This is a genomic window from Acetobacter orientalis (genome assembly GCF_000963965.1).
GTDB lineage: Bacteria > Pseudomonadota > Alphaproteobacteria > Acetobacterales > Acetobacteraceae > Acetobacter > Acetobacter orientalis.
In genome coordinates, this window is sequence record NZ_BAMX01000039.1 from 1 (window position 1) to 15,943 (window position 15,943).

General features: G+C 53.0%; 16 protein-coding genes. 11 read left to right on the forward strand and 5 right to left on the reverse strand.

Going from position 1 to position 15,943, the window contains the following annotated elements; all coding sequences use genetic code 11:
- The first annotated feature begins 258 nt into the window (after positions 1-258).
- The 6 genes from Abor_RS12115 to Abor_RS12140 all read left to right on the forward strand — a co-directional run bounded on the left by Abor_RS12115 (position 259) and on the right by Abor_RS12140 (position 7,802).
- Entirely contained in the window at positions 259-726 is a 468-nt protein-coding gene (locus tag Abor_RS12115) for a MarR family winged helix-turn-helix transcriptional regulator (protein ID WP_048842161.1), read from the forward strand.
- Between the two features lie 24 nt (positions 727-750).
- Positions 751-2,979, forward strand: a complete 2,229-nt coding sequence (locus tag Abor_RS12120) for an FUSC family protein (protein WP_048842162.1) — start codon at positions 751-753, stop codon at positions 2,977-2,979.
- 351 nt (positions 2,980-3,330) lie between these two features.
- Complete coding sequence (locus Abor_RS12125) at positions 3,331-5,613, forward strand: TonB-dependent siderophore receptor (RefSeq protein WP_048842164.1); 2,283 nt, start codon at positions 3,331-3,333, stop codon at positions 5,611-5,613.
- 5 nt (positions 5,614-5,618) lie between these two features.
- Entirely contained in the window at positions 5,619-5,879 is a 261-nt protein-coding gene (locus Abor_RS12130; RefSeq protein WP_146855132.1) for a hypothetical protein, read from the forward strand.
- Positions 5,880-5,883: 4 nt separating this feature from the next.
- Positions 5,884-6,186: a hypothetical protein gene (locus tag Abor_RS12135; RefSeq protein WP_048842166.1), complete on the forward strand. Its 303-nt coding sequence runs from the start codon at positions 5,884-5,886 to the stop codon at positions 6,184-6,186.
- Entirely contained in the window at positions 6,183-7,802 is a 1,620-nt protein-coding gene (locus Abor_RS12140; RefSeq protein WP_048842167.1) for a PepSY-associated TM helix domain-containing protein, read from the forward strand. The genes Abor_RS12135 and Abor_RS12140 overlap by 4 nt, the downstream gene beginning before the upstream one ends.
- 107 nt (positions 7,803-7,909) lie before the next feature.
- Here Abor_RS12140 and Abor_RS12145 read toward each other — a convergent pair whose 3' ends face one another.
- On the reverse strand, positions 7,910-8,935 hold the full coding sequence (locus Abor_RS12145; protein ID WP_048842168.1) for an enoyl-CoA hydratase/isomerase family protein: 1,026 nt from the start codon (positions 8,933-8,935) through the stop codon (positions 7,910-7,912).
- Positions 8,936-8,997: 62 nt separating this feature from the next.
- Between Abor_RS12145 and Abor_RS12150 the strand changes: the two genes are divergently transcribed.
- On the forward strand, positions 8,998-9,492 hold the full coding sequence (locus tag Abor_RS12150) for a flavin reductase (protein WP_048842169.1): 495 nt from the start codon (positions 8,998-9,000) through the stop codon (positions 9,490-9,492).
- Positions 9,493-9,523: 31 nt separating this feature from the next.
- Positions 9,524-9,658 carry a hypothetical protein gene (locus Abor_RS13265; RefSeq protein ID WP_261767206.1) on the forward strand — a complete coding sequence of 45 codons (135 nt, stop codon included), beginning with the start codon at positions 9,524-9,526 and terminating at the stop codon, positions 9,656-9,658.
- 17 nt (positions 9,659-9,675) lie between these two features.
- Here Abor_RS13265 and Abor_RS12155 read toward each other — a convergent pair whose 3' ends face one another.
- The 3 genes from Abor_RS12155 to Abor_RS12165 are packed head-to-tail and all read right to left on the reverse strand — an operon-like array spanning position 9,676 to position 12,147.
- Positions 9,676-10,470 carry a metal ABC transporter permease gene (locus tag Abor_RS12155; protein ID WP_048842210.1) on the reverse strand — a complete coding sequence of 265 codons (795 nt, stop codon included), beginning with the start codon at positions 10,468-10,470 and terminating at the stop codon, positions 9,676-9,678.
- Positions 10,463-11,275, reverse strand: coding sequence for a metal ABC transporter ATP-binding protein (locus Abor_RS12160; RefSeq protein WP_048842170.1), 813 nt, complete (start codon positions 11,273-11,275; stop codon positions 10,463-10,465). Before Abor_RS12160 ends, Abor_RS12155 begins: the two co-directional genes overlap by 8 nt.
- Positions 11,272-12,147 (reverse strand): metal ABC transporter solute-binding protein, Zn/Mn family, encoded by an 876-nt coding sequence (locus tag Abor_RS12165; RefSeq protein WP_048842171.1) that lies wholly within the window; start codon positions 12,145-12,147, stop codon positions 11,272-11,274. Before Abor_RS12165 ends, Abor_RS12160 begins: the two co-directional genes overlap by 4 nt.
- A 160-nt stretch (positions 12,148-12,307) precedes the next feature.
- Here Abor_RS12165 and Abor_RS12170 point away from each other — a divergent pair, with 160 nt between their 5' ends.
- Both Abor_RS12170 and Abor_RS12175 read left to right on the forward strand, forming a co-directional pair.
- Positions 12,308-12,862, forward strand: a complete 555-nt coding sequence (locus tag Abor_RS12170; protein WP_084594524.1) for a transcriptional repressor — start codon at positions 12,308-12,310, stop codon at positions 12,860-12,862.
- A gap of 80 nt (positions 12,863-12,942) precedes the next feature.
- Positions 12,943-13,515, forward strand: a complete 573-nt coding sequence (locus Abor_RS12175; RefSeq protein ID WP_126621179.1) for a hypothetical protein — start codon at positions 12,943-12,945, stop codon at positions 13,513-13,515.
- Positions 13,516-13,763: 248 nt separating this feature from the next.
- Here the strand turns inward: Abor_RS12175 and Abor_RS12180 are convergent, their stop codons facing one another.
- On the reverse strand, positions 13,764-14,429 hold the full coding sequence (locus tag Abor_RS12180; protein ID WP_048842173.1) for a hypothetical protein: 666 nt from the start codon (positions 14,427-14,429) through the stop codon (positions 13,764-13,766).
- 311 nt (positions 14,430-14,740) lie between these two features.
- Between Abor_RS12180 and mtnA the strand changes: the two genes are divergently transcribed.
- A complete protein-coding gene (gene mtnA, locus Abor_RS12185) occupies positions 14,741-15,835 on the forward strand; it encodes an S-methyl-5-thioribose-1-phosphate isomerase (RefSeq protein WP_048842174.1) in 1,095 nt (364 codons plus the stop codon).
- Positions 15,836-15,943: the final 108 nt, after the last annotated feature.

A 15,943-nucleotide genomic window follows, 5' to 3' on the forward strand; every position in this document is an offset into this window, starting at 1 on the left:
ACTGGCACTGGCACTGGCACTGGCACTGGCACTGGCACTGGCGGAGTCTCCTAACCGCTCCCCTCAGTCAAGCCTCTCCCCTCACAACTTCCGCCTTTAAAAACGGGTTATTGTGCAGGCCGTAATGCGCCTTGGGTAGCCTGCAAAATAACCTAACTCTTTGGTGCGTTGACCCGGCTTCTGGTTCTGTTATATTTGTTTCGATATATTTTTCATGTCAAATATTATCACCCTAACGGTAAAAGGGCCGCACTCGTTATGCAGCGCAGTTTTGAAGGTCTTGATGAATCGCGCTTTCACGATATGGCGCTCACGTTCCGTATTATGCGTTTGGCAGCTATCTGGCGCACGCGCCTAGAGCGCGCCCTGCGCCCCCACGGCATGACCGTGGCCCTTATGCGCCCTATGGCCTACCTTATGATGATGCCCGATGGCGCAACCCAACGCGACCTTGCCATAGCAATGGATACAGATTGCTCAGCCCTCGTGCGGGTGCTCGATTTACTAGAAAAAGAAGGGTTTGTAGCCCGCCAGCCCGATGTGCAAGACAGACGGGCAAAGCACATTATGCTGACCCCAAGCGGGCAACAACGCTGCGCCCTGTTCCACCAGGTTGCCGCACAGGTTGAGCAAGACATGACACAAACCCTGCCCCTGCCCGACCGCAAACCCCTTATTGCGCTGCTCGATACGGTGCTTGCAGCCCCGCCCGAACTTTCTGCCTAACGCCCATTTGCAAATCAGCCCCTCATGCCAAACGCATTCCTCACTTTTATAAACCGCAATCTGCCCGCCATGTTTGCCGATAATGCACGCTGGCAAACCACTTTAAACACTGCCGCCTATACCGCGCGCGTGTTTGTCTCCATTGGTATTGCCTTGTTTTTGGCGTTTACCTTCCAGCTACAATCTCCCATGAGTGCCGCCACAACGGTGCTTATTGTGGCAAACCCCACTGTAGGGGCCATGGTTTCTAAAAGTGTGTGGCGCGTTATTGGCACACTTATTGGCGCCACTATCAGTGTGGCCGTTATGGCAGGCTTTGTGCAGTCGCCTGTGTTGTATTTTGCAGTGTTCTCGGTTTTTGTTGGCCTAGCCTGCATGATGGCCACTTTTTTGCGTTTGTTCAGGGCTTATGCTGCTGTTTTGGTGGGCTACACCATTGTTATTGTGGCCTCTCCAGCCTTTGCCCACCCAGAGTCTATTTTTCTGGCTGCAATGGGCCGCCTCTCCGCCGTGACAACGGGGGTTGTGGTCACGGCTTTTGTATTCATGGTTTCATCACCACGCACACCTTCTAAAGTTTTAAGTACACTTGGTGATGCATTTCGGGAAACTGTGCGCCATGCCTTGTCTTTTCATACAGCAGAAAGCACACGCACCGCGCCAGAAAAAGCAGCCGACGCCATAGATGAGCAAATGCAAGGGCTGGAAAACACATCTTCAACCCCAGCTTTTCGTGGCTTACCACAACCACTCTATGACAGCCGTGGCCGCCTTTTAGCCCGTATGACCGGTCTTGGCCCCGCCATAGAATATGCTGCCGCTGATGACCGAGATATGCAGGCACGGGTAAGCCGCCTGCGCATTGGCCTAAGCCGCTTAACAGGGCTAATTGTGACCTATCACCCCTATTGGCTTAATTTATCGTTAGCCAATGGGGCCTCGTGCCAAGTGCATTTAAATGTTGCCCAAACCTTACGTACTATTCTGGCATTAACCGAAGAACCAGACTGGCAGAGCACCCCCCAACCCATTTCAGAGTGTATTCATGCAGCCCTGAAAGAGTTAGACAAACTCGAACACCAAAGCCCAGACCCCACAGTTTTAGCATCTCTCGACAACACGCGCGATGTGTTGGTGCAACTCGACCTTGCGTTAAAAGACATTACAACCAGCCGCCCCGGCCGCACACCCTTTAAAATGGCCACCTATCTTGAGTGGCCAATGGCATTACGTAACGGTGCCAGAGGCATGTTTATTGCCCTGTTAGCGGGCATGTTATGGTACGTGCTGCACTGGAGCACAGGCCCCATGCTTATGCTGTATGTTGTGGCTGCTTCTAGCCTTTTGTCCACCACGCCGTCTGCTGCCAAAACAAGCCCCCTTATGGCTTTTGGAACAGCGCTTGCTATTCCGGCCAGTTTTTTATGCCATGTGGTAGGCTTACCCCGTATTGATGGCTACCCGCTGCTTTGGCTTACTGTCTGCGCCTTTTTGCTACCCGGCGTGTGGCTACAACTGCACCCGCGCTACAGCATAGGTGCGTTTGGTTATGCGGTTTTCTTTACCATGATGCTCTCGGTCAATAACCCGATTGTCTATGATGACCTGACCCTTACCAACAACTGGATGACCATGGTTGCAGCCTGCGTGCTGCTGGTGTTGGTTTTTCGGGTTATTTTACCAGCAGACCACAGGCTTGATGCTGCCCGCCTTGTGGCCTCTCTTACCCGCAGCGTACAACGCCTTGCCATCGCACGGCACAACAAACCCGTGCTGTGGGTGGCGTGGGAGGGTATGCAACTGCAAAAAATTGCCCGCCTGATGATGCGCCTTTCTTTTCTTGATGAAACAATAGACCGCAAAGGCTATACAGACGCTGCCTTTGCAGCAGTCTCTCTAGGCCGGTTGATTGTGCGCCTACGCTGGAATGCAGACCATACATCCCTCGCCCCGCAAGCTCATACTGCCCTGCTTGAGGCTTTGGCCTCTTTCAAAACACTGCATATAGCACCAGAGCAAAGTGCTCTTATGCTCAGGCAAGCAGCCCACAGTATTAGTGTTACCCCGCACCCACAAAACACCTGCCTAGCACGCGAGCGTGTCGTCTCTTGCCTAGAACAAGCAGCGTATATTGTCAGTGCCGTGCCGGGCTTTTTCCACCGTCATGGCCCACTCCAACTTGCGCCAGACATAAAGGGCGCACAGGCACCCGTAAGCGCACCAGTGCCCTACCACCATGTTATATTTGGCTAATTGCCAGCCATAACATCCCCAGACGCACAAACTGCCAGCACTCTCCAACACCATAAACAGGTGCGTGCATCTTAATATCCGGTAACGTCTTGTAGTGGCCCCAGCGGTAACGCCAAGATGTTGATGTGTCAGGGTAAAAACGCGCGTTCAGGCGCCAAAGCCCCCTCCCCGGCACAAGCGGCTTTTCAAGCAACAAACAAAACCACTGCTGAGGCATACGGCCATTTATCGTGCCCAATATGCAACATTGCCCACCCTCGGCACGTCACAACACAATCCCTAGTTGACAGTGATTATTAATAACATGTAGGCGGAGGCCAACAGCAACTCCCGACAAGTATCAGGATAATCATGATCAGTGTGCGCTCCGTAAAAAGTGTGCTGCCAGTTTTTTTACTGGCAAGTGCCGCCGTTACATCTGGTGCCGCCGCACAAACTCTTTCTGTGGCAGAAAACACGCCCGACACTGAAAATGAACCATCAAAAAAACAAACGAGCAAAGCCAGTAGTAAGCCAGAAATTGTTGTTGTTACAGCAACCGGCCGTTCAAGCGCTTCTGCCTCTACCAAAACACGCACGCCTATTATTGAATCTCCGCAAACCATTACCATTGTAAACCGCGAAGAGATTGAACTCCGTGCCTCCCCCTCTGTGGCAGATGCGCTGGCCTATGTAGCGGGCGTGCAGGCCCAGCCCCAAGGGGTTGATAGCCGCGTAGATGAAGTGTCTGTCCGTGGTTTTGGCGCGGGCGGCTTTTCTTCTAACAACAACTTTGTTGATGGGCTGCGCCTCCCCTCCGGTGGGCAATGGACCCGTACATCGTTCGACCCCTTTGCTTTGCAGCAAATTGAAGTGCTCAAAGGCCCTTCGGGCGCGCTTTATGGCCAGACAGCACCCGGCGGGGTGGTAAACTTGGTAACAAAACGCCCCACCGCCAAAAGCGAGGGAGAGTTTTTTATACAAGGTTCCGGCTTTACCAATTTAGATAACGGCCAAGGTCAAGCCTCGGGCGATGTCTCTGGCAAACTTAATAAAAGCGGTACGGTGCTTGGCCGCGTTGTAGCCCTAGCAAAATACGGCGGCACGCAGGTTAATAGCGTTAATACTGGCCGCTACTATTTCTCACCCAGTTTAACGTGGCATATTACCCCCCAAACAACCTGGACGCTCTTGGCGCAGTACCAGCGCGACCAAGGGGGGTCTACGTTCCAGTTTTTGCCTGCCACAGGCACACTTTATGCGTCTAATGGCCGCCATATCAAAAATGATGCCAATATTGGCGAACCAAAATGGGATACGTTTGACCGTAACCAAGCCCTTATCGGGTCTTTTATTGAGCACCGCTTTAATAAACACATTAGTGTGCGCAATAATACCCGCTACACTTACCTAGATACCCTCTACCGTGCCACCGTGCTGTCTGGAGATACACTCAGCAAATGCGCCCCTACCTTACAAGGCTGCATTGCCGGAGCAACAGTAAACCGCCGCGCAGTTGAAGGGCGGGGCCGTTCACAAGGCGTTGCGACAGACACTCAGCTTGAAGGCCACGTTATGACCGGCCCCGTGCGCCACCTGCTGCTGGCTGGCACAGACTATTTTTATACATCATGGAACCATGACCGAGACGTCGTAAGCCCAAGCTTGGTTAAACCCATGCTCGATATTTTCTCGCCACAGGCAAGAGGGTCTGCCGGGTATGAAAATGCGCTGGTACCACAAGTTTATACGTCAACCCAAAGCCAGCAAAACGGTGTTTATTTTCAAGACCAACTCAAGTTTAACCGCCTACGCGTAACACTAGGTGGCCGCCAAGACTGGGCATGGGATGACACACTGAACATTCTCACCAAAAAACGCTACATGACGCGCTCTAACGCTTTTACGTGGCGCGCGGGCGGTGTGTATCTGTTTGATAACGGTTTAGCCCCTTACTTCAGCTACGCGCAATCTTTCCAGCCACAGGTTTCAGACCCGTCCTCGGCTAAAGATGGTCAGCCTTTCAAACCCACCAAAGGCGACCAGTATGAAGCAGGCATACGCTACCAATACGGTAAAAGTATTTATATTACCTTTGGTGGCTACCAAATTACCCAAACCAACATGACAACACCCGACCCTTCTGGTGTACAATGCGGCACCACAACCTGCCTTGTACAAACCGGCAAAGGCCGTGTACGGGGCCTAGAGCTTGAAGGGCGTGTAAACCTTGCATGGGACACATCGCTTATTTTTACCGGCACACGTAGCGATGCTAAAATTACCCGCTCAAACTATAGCACACAAATAGGCAACTACCTGCCCCAAGCCCCCAAATGGATGGCCTCTGTTTTTCTGGATAAACGTTTTCGGGCAGGTATGTTTAAGGGCGTTGGGGTTGGCGGTGGCGTGCGCTATACCGGGCACAGCTACGGCGATACCGCCAATACACTCTCCATTCCCGGCTATACCTTGTTTGACATGTTCCTGCGTTACGACTTTGCAGAAGCTATGCCCCAATGGAAAGGCCTGACCTTTTCCGTTAATATGCGCAACATTGCCAACAAACGCTTTGTTTCAACCTGCACCGCCTTAGCCGCCTGCTATTATGGTGAAGGCCGTAGCGTTATAGGCCGTCTGGAATACCGGTGGTGAGTAGCGTGTTTTTTATACCTGTTGGCATGATGCTCTGCGCAATAGCTGGTATATGCGCCTACCTTGCAGCACCCCAGCAGCTTTTAGTACCAACCCCACTTTCAAAGCCTATAGGCTTGGGCGGGAGCTTGCTTTTTGCTGTGGCAGGCACGCTGTTTTTGTCACAAGTATGGAGTTTGGTTACGGCCATTTTCGTACTAGCGCTTATGCTTATGCTGGTATGGTCTTTAATGCCGCTCTGTGCCGCACTTGTGCGGAGCAAGTAAGCCAATGGCCACGCGAAAAACACCCTACACCAGCAAAAACTGGCTGGTAAAAGTGCTGGCGGCTCTTGTGCCGGGCTTTATTTTTACACTTGGCTTAACAGGCGTTGTGGGCCTGCTTTGCCACACGAACGGCAACCCGCAATCTGCCTCTGGGCAGTATTTAATGTGGCTCACCGCCCTTGTGTGGAGCACACTGCTCAGCACCTGCTTTTTGTTTCGCTCTGGCCGTCAGGCATGGGGGTATTTAAGCCTAGGGTGCGCCATTGTGTGGGCTGCGTACTTTCTTCTTCGGAGCACCATGGCATGAAACTCCGTGCTGACCTTGTGCAAATGTACCGTGATGTTCATAGCTGGGTGGGCATTATTGCCGGGCTATTTTTGTTTGTGGCCTTTTATGCCGGCGCCATAACCATGTTTGAAGAGCCCCTAAAACAATGGGCCTCTCCCCCCGTTATGCTGCCCCCTCCGGTCAGTCTTGAGCAAACACCAGAGTTGTTGCAAAAAACCTTTACGGCACACCCCGAAGCCCAAAATGACTATACCATTGCCGTGACCCCAGAAGATGCCAAACGAGGGCGGCTAACATGGGAGCCTGAACAAGGCCTTGGCCCAACCCGCAACCGCCATAGCAGTGGGCAAACATTTTCTGCTGGGTTAGACCAACAGGGCAACTTAGTTGTTGTGCCTAAAATTACCTCTGAAACCGCACGCTTTGTCGATGTTTTGCACCAAACGGTGGGGCTGCCGCTACCGCATAACATTGCCTCTTTTGTTATGGGCACGGTCGCTCTTTTATATGCAGTTGCCTTAGTTTCTGGCGTTATTGCGTACCTGCCTGCCCTTGTTAAAATGCTTTTTGCTGTACGCTTAGGCCAGAGTTTGCGCAAACGCTGGCTAGATTTCCATAATCTGCTCGGGCTGTTTTCTCTGCCCTTTCATATTATTATGGCGGTTTCTTCGGTTGTTTTTGCGTTTCATGGCCAGATTTTTGCTCTGGAGCATAAACTGTTTCCCACTACGGTTGCCGCCAACCAGCAAGCTGCCCAAGGGGGCAATGGCCTGCACCGCCATGGTGGCCGCCATCAGGGCGGCCAACCAGAAACACAGCCTAGTGCCGCAGGGGCAGAGCAGTTACCCCAAGCGCTCTTACGCCCTATGCTGGCCCCCAGTGCTGTGGTTGCCACCGTGGCCCAACAAGCACCGGGCTTTGTGCCAGAAGTGCTTAACTATATGCGCCTTGGCAAAGGCCGCGATGTTATCCGTGTTTTTGGGCACGATGACCGCTACCCCACCCGTGGCCCCACCGGCGGTTTTATGGTGCTTAACGGTTATACAGGCCAAGCCCAAACGACAGATTATTTACCCGGCCACCAGCAAACAAAATTTGCCATTTTAACCACTTTTTTCTCTCTGCATTTTGGCAGCTTTGGGGGCACCCCTGTGCGGTGGCTTTATGTGGTGCTTGGGCTTGTTGGGGCTTTTTTATTCTATACCGGCAACCAGCTTTGGGTTGTAACCCGTAGGCGTAAAGAAAAAGAACGCGGCCACGTGCAGGAAACACGTGGTACATGGGTGCTTTCAGCACTTACCACAGGCTGCACTTTGGGGTGTATTGCTGGCATTTCTGCCCTGTTTTGCGCAGTACCGTTTTTACCCGGTGGCGGGCAACAGCAAGCTGTTTCAGCTCTGTATTACACAGTATTCTGCGCTTTTGTGGTGGCGGCTTTTTGTCTGCCGGGCCAAAGGGGGATTAGGCTACTTTTGGCTGTAGCAGGCGGCATTACCGCTTTGGTGCCCGTTATGCTGTGCATTAACGCCACGCCTTTTTTGCATAATGCACAAGGGGTAAGCCTTACGGTAACAGCAAGCCTGCTTAGCCTATTTTTGCTTGTATGTGCCGCACGGTATAAACGCCAGCTTTAAGCACCCCCCCTTTTCCCCATGGGCTTTTGGTAAACTACGCTCGGGTTTGAGTAACCCATAACTCCGCCCGCGCGTAGCCAAAGCCGCAAAAACCCTCTCAAACCTGCTTACGTGGCGTAAGCTTGAAAGCAGGCTTCAATCTCTTCACGCTTTACATCGCGCACTGTTGCTGGGGCCCATGCTGGTTGCGCATCACGCTCAATTAAACGGCAGCGCACACCTTCTGTAAAATCTGCACGGCGTATCAAATGGCTCACCAGCATTTCTTCTTGCAAAAAAGCGGCGTCACGCGTTTTGAGCTGCCTAGCCCGGTGCCATGCCTCCCATGATAATACCACAGAAAAAGGACAGGCATTTGAAAGGGTGAGTAAATCACGCTGCCCTTCTTCTCCACCACGTTCAGCCAAATTACGGATCACGGTCGCAATATCTGGCGCATCGTAGCAGGCATCTAGCTCCTGCACAGTGACTTTGGGCAGAGGGGCAATAAGCGCAAAAACATCTTTAGCAGTACGTGTTTCAAGTAAGGCTGCAATATCTGGCAGTGTTTCAGAAGGCACCATGCGGTCTGCAAAGCCGGTCATAACCGCGCCAACACCGTTCATGCGGTTGCCTGTAAGCGCCAAACGCAGGCCAGAAAAACCCGGTGCACGGCTTAACAGCCAAGACCCCCCGGCATCTGGCGTAAGGCCAATACTGGTTTCTGGCATAGCAACAACAGAGCGCTCTGTTACAACGCGGTAGCGCGTATGGCCACCCAGCCCAATACCGCCACCCATGGCAATACCATCTAAAAAAGACACTGTGGTTTTAGGGTATGCCGCAATAACCCGCATAACTTTGTATGCCCGGCTAAATGCCTCCTGCGCGGCGGCTGCCCCTTGGTTGGCAATAATCTGGTATAAGGCCTTAAGGTCTCCGCCCGCGCAAAAAGCCCGTGGGGTTGCGCTTTCAAGCAGCACGGTTTGCACGCCGGGGTCGTCACGCCATGCATACAATACACGGGCCAGCCCTTCTGCCATAGTGAGGTCTAGGGCATTCAACTGCTTGGGCCGGTCAAGCACAATACGGCCCAGACGCCCAGCACGGTAGGTTTTGACCGTGTCAGTGCCTGAAAGACTATCCTCAGTCATTGCTTTCCTTCTTCATTCATGCACAAAACATGCCAACATGCGAGAAACCAAGAGGAGAGCAGATGTCGGCGTTGGAGACTAGTGCCTTCCGTGATGCAATGTCGCGGCTGGGGGCTGCTGTTAACATTGTTACAACGGGTACACAGGCACACCCTATAGGCTTTACAGCCTCTGCTGTCTGCTCTGTTACAGACACACCACCCACCCTTTTGGTTTGCCTAAACCGTAACAGCCGTGTGCGGGAATTCTTTAACGAAGGGCAACCTTTGTGTGTCAATGTGCTGTCCTCTGCGCAACAGGCTCTGTCAAACCAGTTTGCCAGCCCCATAAGCATGGAAGAACGCTTTAGCCTTGGCCATTGGAGCAGCTTAGCCACCGGCGCACCCGTGTTGGAAGAGGCCGTTGCAACCTTTGACTGCCGTATAAGCCAATGTGTTGAAGTCGGCACCCACAGCGTTTTATTTGCCGTGGTTGAGGCTTTACGGGTTAACCAGCATTTGGGGGGGCTTGTCTATTTCAACCGTGCGTATCATCCTCTTGCTCCATCGGAGTCCTGAGTAACGCCGCAGACCATAGGGGAACGGCACTATGCAGCTACGCAAACACAAAAAATCAGAAACAGATGTGCCGGTCATAGATGTAAAGGCGCTGCTCTATATTCATGCAGCCCTTATTGTTTTTATTGCTCTATGGGCCTGGCTAGACTGGTCTTTACCACAATAAAAACAACGCAGCGCGCGTCACGCAGATGTGACACGCCTGCTCACACACGCCCCCACAAAACCGAGCGCACCCAAAAGCGCAATCCAGAACGATGTTGGGGCGTCTGTATACCAAGAGAGCACCAAGCCCCCCCATGCCTCAGCCACGGCAAGGCAGGCTGCAAGTGCAAGGCCGTATAATGGTGCAATACCAAGGCGCAATACCGTTGCGGCAGGGGCTACCATAAGGGTAAAAACCAGCAAAATACCGGTTATTTGGGCACATTCTGCTGTAGCCAAAGCCACTAAAGCCAAAAACGCAATATCGAGCACGCGCAGGCGCACCCCTTTAGCCGCCGCCAACTCCGGCTGGAGTGACGCAAACAGCAAAGGGCGGCCCATAAAGGCTAAGGCCCCCAAACAGCATACACTTAACGCAACAAGCCAAAGCAACATGGTGCGGCTTACGCCCAAAATGTCACCAAATAATAAGGCCGTTGCGGCACTGGCGGCATGAGTTAAAAAATGCAGGCACAACGCCCCAAGCCCTAAGGCAACTGAGAGCACAAGCCCTATCATGACATCACGCCCGGCTGTGCGCTCTGGGGCAACGCCCATTAAAATACCCGCCAGCAAAGCACCAGAAGTTAAGCCTGCAAGGGGGGGAAAGCCCAACAACAAAGCCCCTGTAGCCCCGGCAAACCCCACATGAGAGAGCGCATGGCTGGCAAAGGTTTGCCCGCGTAAAACCAAAAACCAGCCAACTGGCCCACACACAATGCCCACCCAAAAGGCTGCCACAAAGGCAATGCGCATAAAGTCATATTCAAGCATGGCTGTGCCCTCCGGGGCAGTCATGCGGTTGCAGGGCAGAGCCACCCCCTTCTGCCACCACAAAAACACGGCCCCCTGCCCGCACAACATCAACCTGTGCGCCGTATAAGGCTGTCAGGGCCTCGGTTGTAATCACCTCATCAACAGTGCCAAGCAGCGCTTTGCCACGCGCCAGATACAACACATGATCCATCACCCCCATAAGCGGGTTAATATCATGTGCAGACATAAGCACAGTCATGTTCCGGCTTTGCGCAAGGCTATGTATACGCAAGGCTGTCTCGCGCATTCTGGCCGGGTCTAGGCTGGCCAAGGGTTCATCAAGTAAAAGTAAAGAGGGGTCATCAAGCAGGGTCTGGGCCAAGAGTAAGCGCTGCCTTTGCCCACCCGAGAGCGTTTCAAGCGGTTTACGGGCTAGGTCTTGGGCATCTACTGCGGCAAGGGCGGCGTCTACCGCCGCACGGCCAGCACGCCCACACCAAGGCAGCCCCCATTTGCGGCCTTTAAGCGCAGCGGCAACCATGCTCCAACCGCTTAATTGCCCCCCTACAACCTTACGCATTTGGGGCATATACCCCACTGCGGCATTGCCGCAATGTACCGGTGCCCCGTTAATATGCAGCGTACCAGACTGTGCAGGCGCAAGCCCCAGTAATGCCTGAAAAAGCGTGGTTTTACCCGCCCCATTTGCCCCAAGCACCCCAACAAAACTGCCACGGGGCACAGTAAAACTTACATCCTGCAAAACGGCTTGCCCACCGCGCACAACCGTTGCGTGCAAAACCTGTACGGCGGGTGTGCTCACAACTTAGCCCCAAGTACCTGCGCAACCTGCTCTACCGTTTGCATAAACCAAGACTGCCACTGCAAGCCGGGGGGCATAATTTCATAAACTGGCAAAACCGGAATTCCTACTTGCCGTGCATGGTCTACCAACCGTTGCACGGAGGGGCGGCTGGCCTGCGCGTTATAGGCAATTAAACGCAGTTTGTGCTGCGTAATGTCATCATCAAACAAGGCTACGGCAGAAGGCGGCGGTTCAACATCGTTCATGACCGCTAACTGAAACGCCTGCTCTTTCATAACCAGCCCTAAACTTTCGGCCATTGGCGTAAAAACGGGCTCCGTTGCGGCAACAGGCACACCGTGCACCTGTGCGCGCACTGCGTCTACCCGCTGTTGCACTTGCCCAATTTCTGCCAATAGCTTTGCGCTACGGCTGGCATAACCCGCTGCATGGGCTGGGTCTAGTTGTTGGCACTCAGCCGCCAAGCGCTGCACAAATGCCCGCACCACCTTTATATTATACCAAAGGTGCACGTTATCGCCCTCGTGCCAGTCGGCTACATCTTGGGCACGTATGCTGCGGGGTTGTGGCCCATTTCTGGCCTGCGCAAGCCGCTCTACCCAAGTATCGTACCCGGCACCGTTCGCAATAAGCAGGGCTGCATCATGTACCAATCGCCCTTCAGATGGGCCGGGTTCATATAAATGTGGGTCGAGTGTTGGTTGGGTCAAAAGTGACTTTACCTGCATATCTGGCCCAACAACCTGCTCGGCCAAGTTGCCCCACGTATTTTCAGCCGCGACAACAAGCGGCACAGCACAGGCATGCGTTGGGTTAAGAGCTACGGCACACACAACGGCGCAAGAAAGAAAAGCAACTGAACAACGCATGAAGAAACCTTTAGTACAACCTTGAGCGATAACCGGACAGGCTGCTCCTGTTGGGTATGTGATAATATAACACAAGTTCTTCTATCCCCAAACCACATACCCTGTTCTTTGTCTTCTGACTGGCGCATAACTAGAATGACGTGGTAACGGATAACAGCCCATGAAAAACGCTCTGCACCCCTCCCCCGTTTTTACTGATTCTCTTACACCCGCCATGCATAATTTGCTGGATAGGGCTGAGGCCACGTGCGCAGAGCACGGCGCGCGCCTAACCCCCCAAAGACGCGAAATTTTAGGGCTTATTCTCAAAGCGCAAGCACCTGTAGGGGCCTACGACCTGCTGGAGCAAATTAAGTCTCCAGACAGAAAACCGGCCCCCCCCACAGTGTACCGCGCGCTCGATTTTTTACTTGAACAAGGGCTGATACACAGAATTGAGCGGCTTTCTGCCTTTGTGCCTTGTACGCATTTGCTCCATGCCCAACACGCGCATGACTGTGAGCACAACCACGACCATGATGATATGTGCTTACACACTGCACAGTTTCTCATCTGCCGGGGGTGTAGTGGCGTTACAGAAATAACTACACCTGCCGTGCTTGATGCCGTGCGCCGCGCCTGCGCGGCAGAAGGCTTTGTGCTGCAAAGCGCATCTATTGAAATTGAAGGCCTATGCCGGGCCTGTGCCGCAAAAGCAAAGCACGCCCACACCTAAAACGCTTTTTAGCCGCCCAACGCTGCCACCATTTTGTGCCCACACCGCCCTGTTTATCAGGCTGCCCAAGGACAAAGGCTGTGAGTGCTCCCCCCACCCCTCGCCGCAAACGCAGCCGCCCTAAAAGCAGCACGGCACAGACCCAGCTTACTCTTTACCCCCACACAAACGCGGTTACGCCACCAAAGCGACAGGCCAAACCTGCACGCAGGCCGCCTGCACATGCGGCACAAGGGCCTGCTCAAGCCCCCACGGCCACACCCAAACAAGCAGACCTGTTTACGCACCCCTTACCCCCGCTGCCACGCCAACACCTAAACGCACAAGACATACGCTTAACCGCCATACCTATTGGGCATTTGGCAACCACACCAGAAAAAGACCAATGGTTATATTTGGCAGTGCCAGAACCCACCGCAGCCGAGTACCTAGCGCATGGCATAACGCTTAGCCGTACACACCCCCTATTATTAGCCACACTACGGGGCATGCAGGCCTGGCTTGCCAAACTGCACGAGCAGGAAGACCCGGAGCAGCTAGACCATATTTGTATTTTACGCCTGCACAAAACCATGGTTGCCGAGCTTCTGGAGCCCGAGCCAGACCAGAGCGCGCTGTTTGCAGCCCCCTTTTATTGGCTCAAGACGTTCTAATTTCTTTTACCAGTAATGAACCTTGTTATTTCTTGAAGAGAACAAAACGAGAATACCGCACCCCACCTCTGGTTTGCATCCCTACTGGCTGGCACAGGTTTTTTCTGGTGTATCAACCCATTAGCTTACCCTATAGCGGTTTATGCACCGCCAAGGGGTTATAAAAAAAAGCCAGAACCCTTTTATAAGGTTCTGGCTTTTTTGGCGCAGGTTTTTACGCCCGGCCTCTTAAACTTATAAGGTTTTCTTTAGGCTTTACGGCCACGTGGCGTACGGGCGGCTTTACGGCCACGAGTGCCCTTGGTGGCTGCTTTTTCGGTTACTTCAGCTTCTGTTGCCAGACGTTCATAACGCTTGCGGCGGCGTGTTTCCTGCACAATACGCAGTTTTTCAACGGCAGACAGACGCACTTTTTCTTCAACCGGAGCAGCTTTAACGCGCGTTGCTCGAGGCGTGCGGGTTTTTACGGGTGCGGCTTCAACCACTGCTTTTGCAGACTTGCGCGGGGCTTTAGCTGGTTTTGCAGCAGCTTCAACCACTTTAGCAGCGCGGCGGCTACGAGGGGCTGGGGTTGCGACAACTTCTTCTACAACAATGGTTTCAACCACTGCTTTGCGGCGCGGGGTACGGGCAGGTTTAGCAGCCACAACCTCTTCAACAACCTTACGGGTTGCGCGGGTTGTTTTGGGTTTCACGTCTGCTTTTGCAACCTTTTTAGGGGCACGAGCAGGTTTTTCTACCAGTGCAGCCTTAGCCGCGGCACGGCGGCCTTTTGCTTTTGGTGCAATTTCTTCTTCTACAACTTCTTTTTTAACAGCTGCAGGGCGGCCACGGCGGGCTGGTGTTGCTGCGGCGCGCGGTGCAGCAACAGCTTTTGCCCGAGCCGGGGCGCGACGTTTTTTTGTATCGCTCATTTTAAACTCCGTTCAAAACTTTAATAAGTTCCATATTTAATCAGGAAATTTTGGAATATGGTTTTAGCGTTTCTGGTATAACCACATTACAAAACAAGCTGAGTGCCATGGAATGTCTCGCCCTTCATAACAAAAAACAAAGAAATTGCAAAAAATACTTTCAACTCGTAAGAATTTCTTCCTAGCCGCTTACCTCAACTTACCTGTCTTTCCTGTAACACACGGCATACCCGCTTACTCCAGATGGTGCATTTCATAAAAACCCATTAAAAGAGAGCTAAGCCTTCCTCTTTTTTGTATGGGTTGAACACATGAAAATTAATGGCACGCCTTACCGCAGCGTATGGCTTAATGAAAAAGACGGCTGGTCTGTGCATATTTTCGACCAGACACGCCTTCCATTTTCGCTCGATATTTTGCGCCTCACCACACCGCAGGCCGTAGCTCATGCCATTTGCACCATGCAGGTGCGCGGTGCCCCCCTTATCGGTGCCGTCGCTGCTTACGGCCTTGCCCTTGCCCTGCGGGAAGATGCTTCGGATACATCCCTAGAAAATCAGGCGAGTATGCTGGCCGCCACACGCCCCACCGCCATTAACCTACGCTGGGCCATTGAGCGTATGCTAACCCGCCTACGCCCCACACCACCTGCACAACGCGTTGCTGCTGCCTATGAAGAAGCTGGCCGCATTTGCGATGAAGACGCCGCCCAGAACGAAGCCATTGGCCACTATGGCCTTGCCCTTATTCGTGAAATTGCCAAAACAAAAAAAGCGGGTTCTCCAATCAACCTGCTTACCCATTGTAACGCTGGTTGGATTGCTACAGTAGACTGGGGCACAGCACTGGCCCCCATTTATATGGCGCATGATGAAGGGCTGAATGTACATGTGTGGGTTGATGAAACACGCCCACGTAATCAGGGTGCTGCCCTAACAGCATGGGAGCTAGGCAGCCACGGTGTGCCGCATACTGTTATTGTCGATAACGCCGGTGGCCACCTTATGCAGCATGGTCAGGTTGATATGGTTATTGTGGGCACAGACCGCGTAACCCGCACAGGCGATGTGGCCAATAAAATTGGCACCTATTTAAAAGCCCTTGCCGCACACGATAACGCTATACCATTTTGGGTTGCTCTGCCCTCCACCACCATTGACTGGACAGTGGCTGACGGCGTTCAGGAAATTCCTATCGAAGAACGCGCAGCATCTGAAGTCACACACGTAAGCGGCAAAACTGCTGAAGGGAGTGTGGCACGTGTTCAAATTACGCCAGATGGCAGCAGTGCCGCCAACCCTGCTTTTGATGTCACACCCGCACGCCTTGTTACGGGCCTTATTACCGAGCGCGGCACCTGCCCCGCAACGGCACAAGGTTTACGCAGCTTGTTTCCTGAAATCTAACAGCCTTCGCTTAGCATCAGCTTACCCGTGCTCCTGCTTAATAGGCAGGGGTGCGCTTGTTCTTTTCTTAAAAAACGGTGGGCACTGTAAAGGCATTTTTGCTCTGCA